The organism is Nostoc flagelliforme FACHB-838, assembly GCF_014698065.1.
Classification (GTDB): Bacteria; Cyanobacteriota; Cyanobacteriia; order Cyanobacteriales; family Nostocaceae; genus Nostoc; species Nostoc flagelliforme_B.
The window spans coordinates 1-5939 of record NZ_JACJSI010000359.1; the positions used below are offsets into that span (position 1 = coordinate 1).

At 44.5% G+C, this 5939-nt stretch carries 5 protein-coding genes; 1 reads left to right on the forward strand and 4 read right to left on the reverse strand.

All coding sequences use genetic code 11. From position 1 onward, the window contains the following. The 4 genes from H6G97_RS56320 to H6G97_RS43610 all read right to left on the reverse strand — a co-directional run. Positions 1 to 113 (reverse strand): efflux RND transporter permease subunit (locus tag H6G97_RS56320; protein WP_206759164.1); only part of this gene is annotated, 113 nt, incomplete at its 3' end. Positions 114 to 431: 318 nt separating this feature from the next. Next, positions 432 to 665 carry a hypothetical protein gene (locus H6G97_RS52005; protein WP_206759163.1) on the reverse strand — a complete coding sequence of 78 codons (234 nt, stop codon included), beginning with the start codon at positions 663 to 665 and terminating at the stop codon, positions 432 to 434. 110 nt (positions 666 to 775) lie between these two features. Then, complete coding sequence (locus H6G97_RS43605; protein ID WP_190946725.1) at positions 776 to 1594, reverse strand: hypothetical protein; 819 nt, start codon at positions 1592 to 1594, stop codon at positions 776 to 778. Continuing rightward, positions 1591 to 4431 carry a cation-translocating P-type ATPase gene (locus tag H6G97_RS43610; RefSeq protein WP_190946726.1) on the reverse strand — a complete coding sequence of 947 codons (2841 nt, stop codon included), beginning with the start codon at positions 4429 to 4431 and terminating at the stop codon, positions 1591 to 1593. The genes H6G97_RS43605 and H6G97_RS43610 overlap by 4 nt, the downstream gene beginning before the upstream one ends. Before the next feature lie 159 nt (positions 4432 to 4590). Between H6G97_RS43610 and H6G97_RS43615 the strand changes: the two genes are divergently transcribed. After that, positions 4591 to 5706 (forward strand): ATP-binding protein, encoded by a 1116-nt coding sequence (locus H6G97_RS43615; protein ID WP_190946727.1) that lies wholly within the window; start codon positions 4591 to 4593, stop codon positions 5704 to 5706. Positions 5707 to 5939 lie beyond the last annotated feature (233 nt).

Sequence of the window (5939 nt, forward strand, 5' to 3'; positions counted from 1 at the left end):
TCTGGATATTGATCTGTGGCTAGTGTTGGGATACTAATGGCTCCTACCAACAAAATGATGATGGAGCAAACACTTGCAAATACAGGTCGCTTAATAAAAAAATCAACAAACATGGGGATTGGCGGTAGGTATTTGGTAGTATGCTGGCAGGAACATACCACAATTTAGCATCCATTTTTAAGATTCTGGAGCGATTGCAACACCATCCCTGAGATTAACCAGCCTGAGATAATAATTTTATTATCTTTGATTTCACCTAGTACGTGTCTTAAAAATCGATAAAATCTTGAAAATACTAAAGATTAGTGAGTTTAGCATTTACCTATGATTCTTCTACCGCAGCGTCGAGGCGACTTGACACAGCAGCAATGGAAGCGATTAAAGTCACTCCTTTAAGCTAAAAAGCTAGGAAGAGGTCGTTCAAGTAAAGATCACCGCACAATCATCAATAGAATGTTGTAGATTCTGCGAACGCTCCGCGCTGTGGTGCAATCTACCAAAACATTGTGGCGCATGGGAAACAGTAGCAGGTCGATTTTTCCGTTGGTGTAAAAATGGGCTTTGGCAAAAGATTTTACAATCTTTCCAGCGACAGGCTGATGCGTCGGGGTAGTTAGATTGGAAAGTTCATTATGTAGATGGTAGGTAGCGTTATCCGCGCCCACCAACATACGCCTGGGGCACTCATGGGGAGCTAGACGTTACAAATGAGATATCATATCTGCCATTGAACAAGTACTTTTTACAACATTACGTCTGTGTTCCAAGAGTAAATTTATTTAAACTTGCATAGTTGAGAAGTTAAGACATTATAGACAGGAGAAATTGGTAGATAATAATCTGTGATCGGATCGATAATGACGTATCGAACAGAGTTACCATTAATATCTAATGTAGCTAAAATGTTTTTCTGATTCAAGCTAAAAATTTTAATTCCTCTTTGAAACAAACGTTGAAATAAATATGTAGTCTGAATTTTGAGCAGTTGACGCTTTTGTTCGGGGTCGAGAAAACGATGCAAGGAGAACCTGGATTTGCGAAGGATTTCTGGAAAATCAGGAATGTTGAATGTCTGGCAAAATTCAGAACTAAATCCAGTTTCTGTTTTCCCCAATGGAATACCCTCAATTTTTGGCATAAAGAGTACTCGTTTAAATAAGGCACTCCTGACGCAAGTTTGGAAATGCAAGTAAGCAGGACAAATCTGAAGTAGCACTTTCTCTTGCTCGTTTAACTTGGTTTCAAATTCCCAGGCTAATTGTATGCTCCTAAAAAATTGTTTTCTGGGATTTTCTGCACAAGGGCGATCTTCAGAACATTTCAATGCCAGATTTGAATCAGGAAACACTCCTAATTTAGAATCATGGCAACCTAAGATGTGGATTCCTCTATGGAATTTCTCGGTGTAAGGATTGATATTGTATTTCTCTTTATTGTTTTCTAGCGTAGCAATCAAATGAACTAATCTGCGGATGAATTCAGAAGGGCTGACAGATTGTTTCTGTAATTGCTCATAGACGCATGGTTCCAGGTCAATTGCGATTTTACCTTGGGAGTAAGTCTGAACACCCAAAGGTGAAGCTGTTTTGTTCATATTTTGGAGTATTTACGAGAGGCATACCATCGAATAAATAGCTTTTCTGCTTCAATCCAGACAAATACTAGAGAACTAAATCCAACACAAACCAATAGCTCTAATCCACTCAAGTAATGAGTATTGAAGAAGGAACGGAATGGTTCAAAATAAATAAGCATCAGTTGCAGGATACTGGTGACACCAACTGATAGGATCAGGTAGGGATTTGAGAAGGGATTCACCTCTAACATTAACCGCGTGTTGGAACGGATAGCCAGTGCATGTCCCATTTGTGCTAAACAAAGCGTAGTAAACACCATAGTCTGCCAGCGATCGCGATCTAACAATTCACTTTGTACCTGAGCAGTGTAACCGTATGCCCAGACCATCATCAAGATAGTTATCACTGCCAAAATAATGCCAATCCGCACCATGTAAGAGCCTAAACCTCTGGCAAAAATGCTCTCTTTTGGGTCTTTAGGAGGTTGTTGCATGACGATTGGTCTACCGGGTTCTACTGCCAGTGCTAAAGCCGGAAGTCCATCAGTTACCAAGTTCATCCAGAGAATTTGCAGAGGAGACAACGGTACACCACCTAACCCCAACAATGGAGCAGCTGCGATCGTCAATACCTCACCAATGTTGCTACCAAGGATGTAGCGAATAAAGCGACGAATGTTGATGTAAACAACTCGACCTTCTTCGACTGCCGAGACGATTGTAGTAAAGTTGTCATCCAGTAGCACCATGTCGCTAGCTTCTTTACTGACATCCGTACCAGTAATACCCATTGCCACACCAATATCTGCTTGTTTCAAAGCTGGAGCATCATTAACTCCATCCCCAGTCATCGCAACGACATGTCCTTGGTGCTGGAGAGCTTGGACAATTCGTAACTTATGCTCTGGTGTGACGCGAGCATACACGCTAACTTGTTGCACAAGTGCTTCCAGTTCTGGCTGGGTGAGCTTCTGGAGTTCCTGCCCAGTCAGGCAGCGCTCGCCTACTTTTGCAATACCCAAGTCTTGGGCGATCGCCTGTGCGGTTAACTGGTGATCGCCTGTAATCATCACCGGACGAATGCCTGCGGTACGGCATTTCGCTACCGCATCGCGTACTTCCGGACGCGGGGCATCCAGCATTCCCACCAATCCCAACCAGGTCAAGTTAGTTTCAGCCCTATCTTCAAAATCGCGGTCTGATAATTTTGTCAGGTTCTTACTAGCAAAACCTAAGACCCGTAACCCTTGACTAGCAAGCTGATTATTCTGCTCTAAAATTTGTTGCCGTTGTTGCGCTGTCATAAGCTCAGGCCGATCGCCCTGCTGAATGTGAGTGCAGAGTTCCAAAACGAGTTCGGGCGAGCCTTTGGTAAACACGAGCGACAGACTCTCTCCCGGTTTGTTGGACGTATCTTGCACGATAACGCTCATCCTTTTGCGTTCGGATGAAAAGGGAAACTCAGCAATACGCGAGAATGCTTGCTCCTCTTGATCTTTGCGAAACCCTCCTTTACTGGCAACTGCCAGTAATGCTCCTTCAGTCGGATCGCCTAATACTGCCCAGTCGCTATTTTCTTTATGCAATACGGCATCATTACAAAGCACGCACGCCAGAAGCAGCGAGCGCAATTCTGGCTCTCCATCCAATAAAATTTCTTGCTCTGCTCTGGCATTGACCTTATGATAAAACGCACCTTCAGGGCTGTATCCCTCGCCTGTTACACGAATGGCGTAGCTAGCGGTATGCACTGCCTGCACCACCATTTTGTTCTGGGTTAGAGTTCCGGTTTTATCCGAGCAGATAGTCGTGACAGAACCGAGGGTTTCCACCGCAGGCAGTTTTCGGATCAGAGCATTCCGCTTCACCATGCGTTGAGTGCCTAATGCCAAAGTAACGGTAATAACGGCGGGTAAGCCTTCTGGCACAACCGCAACCGCCATACTCAAAGAGACTTTGACCAGTTCCTCAAACAGCGAGGGGTTAAACATTGTCCCCCCCAGAATCACAATCGCTACTATAATCAACGATCCTGTTACCAGCGTATTGCCCAGTTGGGTCATGCGTTTTTGCAAAGGCGTTGGCTCTGTTTCGACGGATTGCAGCGCGGTTGCAATCTTGCCCAATTCCGTTTGCATCCCAATGTTTGTGACTAACACCGTTGCTCGTCCCTGCACCACCTCTGTTCCAGAAAACACTAAATTAATCCGATCTCCCAGAGGCGCATCCTCTTCGAGGATGGCATTGGCTTGTTTTTCAACTGCGTGTGCCTCTCCGGTGAGGGCTGATTCTCGCACCTGTAAGTTCGCTGCTTCTACGATCCGCCCATCTGCTGCAACCTTAACCCCCGCTTCCAGCAGCATAATGTCGCCAGGAACCAGTTCTTTAGATTCCACCTCCACTAGTTTACCTTCGCGGATCGCCCGCACTTTGGATGATGCCATGTTTTTCAGGGCTGCCAGTGCTTTTTCGGCTCCACTCTCCTGAAGGTAGCCCAATAATCCATTCAGCAACACCACCGCAAAAATTGCCACCGCATCTTTGGGAAAAATGAACTGTCCCTTTACCAAAGATTCGCGCACATCCAGAACCATCGAAATAATTGCTACGGCGATCAGCATTAGCAACATGATGTTCTTAAACTGATCCCAGAAAATTTCCAGGGGCGATCGCCCACTCGTTTCGACCAGTTCGTTTGTACCGTAGTGCTGTAAATTCTGGTCAATCTGTTCCTGAGTTAAACCATGCGTGCGATCGCTCTTGAGTAGCCAAAGAGCTTTTTGAGCCTCAATAGTATGCCAGGCACGGTTCTCAAATGGTTGAGAAACTTGAGGATGCGATAGGTTAGCAGACATGGGTAAAATGAATTGCACTAGAAAATAGTTCTTATATCATGGCACTGCACTAGAAAATAGTGCAAGCAGAGATGCATCGAAAATTCTTCTGGCGTTGTTAGAGAAAAGTAGATAGTTTTTCAGTTCAGGTTGGTTCAAAGTGAGGAGAATCGGTTGACGATGATGAACGATGCTTTTAAGCCACAAAGGTTAATTGGCAGACAGCCTGAGCTAGAGCAAACCTATGAAATTTTGGCGGCTGACCAAGATTTGATGCTCACAGGCGTGACAGGAAGTGGACGGCGAGCGTTGATTCGCTATGCTGCACAGCAAATTGGAGCCAGGATTTTAGAGATCGACTGCTTGCGAGCCACTACCTCTTCTCGCTTTTTAGAGCTGATGGCTTCAGGGATTGTGCAGATATTTAGCACATCGGAAGAACGAACTTTTATTCAGCAGTGCGCTTGTGCCTATCCCTTGCAATTAGAGCAACCAACCGTACATCAAACCCGCTTGGTTTGGCAGGTTTCTCCAAATGATGAATGGCTGATTCTACAAGCCTTATTAAATTTACCTCAGATGATGGCAGAACAGTTAAGCTGTCGGGTAGTGTTTGTCTTTCAGAATTTTCCCCATATTCGCTCCTGGGATCGGTCAGGCCAATGGGAATCATATTTGCGACAAGAAATTCAACGCCAAAACCGGGTTAGTTACGTTATCTTGGCTACAACTCCAGAAGATTGGGTGGAAGATAGCTCGCTTCAATTTGTCTCCTTGCTCCCAATGCCAGACCGAGAAATTGAAACCTGGGCTGTTGAAGCAATGGCAGCAGCAGACTTAAAGTTTGAAGTCGATGCCTTAAAACTGTTTTTGGATTATTCACAAGGACATGTTGGAGATGCCATTGCTTTGGCGCGGCGAATTTGGAGCGACCATCATTGCTTTTATCAGAATGAACAAACCAGTTTTGCACTCCAATCCTCCCCAAAACTCATCCAACTTCATCACGTATATTGCAGCACGTTACGATTGGTTGAAGATTTGTCTGTTACCTTTGAATCTCTCCTTTTACTGCTGCCTCCTATTCAAGCACGGGTACTGGAAAGTTTAGCGATCCATCCTACTGATAGCCCTCATTCACGCCCCTATCTTCAGAAACACCAATTTTCACGAGGTGGTGGCTTTCAAGGCGCTCTTACAGGATTGGAACAGAAAGGATTAATTTATGGAGCCAAAGGCGGGTATCGAGTGGCATTACCACTTCTATCGTTTTGGCTCAAACATCGCATTTTGTAGCTTTAGTTACTTTCTTTACTTAAATGTTAGGTCAAATCTAGTGGTTTCCCTCATTACTCGCAAATTACAGCAAATTTTAAGTTTGTAAGGTATAAAATCCCCCTACCCGCGCAACAGTGAGGGTAGGGGTGAGTGCATTTATCTATAATTTTGACTTTGAATACTCCCCAAACGAGCAGCATCACGAATGTTATATTCGGGTCGAGTAAAGCGATTTAGCTGCATTTCAAAAA